We start from the raw sequence: 1,687 nt of genomic DNA, 5'->3' as shown, positions 1-1,687 counted from the left end.
GCCTTGCAATTAAGTAGTCAAAAAGCGGGATAAAACGGGATTTTTTGGGGTATAATAGACAAAAAGGCCAAGAATAGCCAACGATGTCTAAGCGCAAGAAAAAATCAGGCACAACAAAGAAGCTTTCAACCCAGGTAGTCCCAGTAATTGGGATGTCAATGGCAGTTGAAACTGAGCTTTTTGCCATAATGCAACGCTTAGGCATCGTTCGTTCTGAGTCCTACAACAAGCTTGGCAGCGTTAGCCATTGGGGACTCGACTGGCGGAAAGCCTACCCAGAGGTTAGATCTTTGAGAACTCCAGAATCTTTAGGTCTACCATCCAAACTAATGGAATGGACGGTTAGCGATGTCGCTAAAGCCATTAGTGCCCAACAAGCTGCTGGTATTGAAGCATTAGGGAAAATTCTACATAAGCGCTTTCCAGGCAAAGAAAACGAACAGCGTCGAAGTCAATGCTACAAACAACTATCAACTCCAAGTTTTCTTAGTGATCCGTTTTTACATCGAATTGTCAGAAAAACGTTTCGACGTGGCCATTCTTGGGTTAAGAATCAGATAGTTTATCAACAGGATGGTTACTCCTGTAAGCGTATTTATAGGTACACCTACCAATTAGAATTAGCCGGACTACGTCGTGGAAAACGTAATCGGCTCTTGGTGAGATCTAATCGAAAAATAACTGGGCAAATTAGGCTAATTTACAACCCATTGTTGCAGCGATTTGAAATCCATTTCTTGGTTAATTACGGGGTTGTCAATGTTACCAGCGAACGTCGCTGTCTCGGCGTGGATAAGGGTTACACGGAAGTGTTTTATGATTCGGATGGTCGTGCCTATGGTCTGGGCTTAGGTAAATTAGCGACCAACAAGTCTGACAGAATTGTCAAGAAAAACCGGAATCGTGGCCAGTTGTGGGCGCTGCATAGAAAATTAGAGAAAATAGATCCTGCCAAGTCAGCTCGCATACTAGAAAATAATCTGAGCCGAAAAACAGAAAATCGTCGCTTAAGAAAAGACCAGGCAGGAATTATAGCTATTATAGGCGCTGCAAGTAGGTCACTTTTTAATGGGGAATCATTAAAAGTTTTTGCGGAAGATTTAACCCAACCAATCAAAGGGAAACGTCAATCATTATCAATGTCTCGAAAATTGAATAGCTGGATGAAAGGAGCTATTCGAGACTCTTTACAAAAATGGGCTAACTGGACTGGTTCAGTAGTTTCAGAAATTCAGCCAAGCTACACGTCGCAAATTGACTCCGTAACTGGCACTCTATTAGGGGTTAGGAAAGGGGACAGTTTTATCAGATTTAATGGGGTCGTGTTGCAGGCTGATCACAATGCTGCATTAAACATCCTTGCCCGTGGTACAGACAAGGAAATCTCCCGGTTTATGACTAGGGTTGAAGTTCAAGCAGTGTTGTTGCGTCGTACCGCGCGATTCCTTGAAGATATGGACTTGAGTTTAGCTAATGCGGTTGAGCTAGGTTGGCTTGACCCTAAGCATGAGCTTTGCTCAATCTTTTAGGGATCTCCTGGCCGGGATGCCAGGAGCGCTTAGACAAGATGGGTGGTAGGCTTGACTCCAATTGCTGTTTGACCACCCCTCACTCAAGCAACAATAAATTGCACCTTGACCCGTGGTACCGGGTTTACCCCGATTAATCACGGTTTAAGAGTATCCCA

At 43.8% G+C, this 1,687-nt stretch carries 1 protein-coding gene; it reads left to right on the top strand.

What is annotated here, in order from left to right:
- Positions 1–83 precede the first annotated feature (83 nt).
- Entirely contained in the window at positions 84–1,529 is a 1,446-nt protein-coding gene (locus F6K37_RS41285; protein ID WP_287257070.1) for a zinc ribbon domain-containing protein, read from the top strand.
- Positions 1,530–1,687: the final 158 nt, after the last annotated feature.

Source organism: Moorena sp. SIO4E2 (assembly GCF_010671945.1).
Lineage (GTDB): Bacteria > Cyanobacteriota > Cyanobacteriia > Cyanobacteriales > Coleofasciculaceae > Moorena > Moorena producens.
This window is presented reverse-complemented; position numbering and strand designations above follow the sequence as displayed.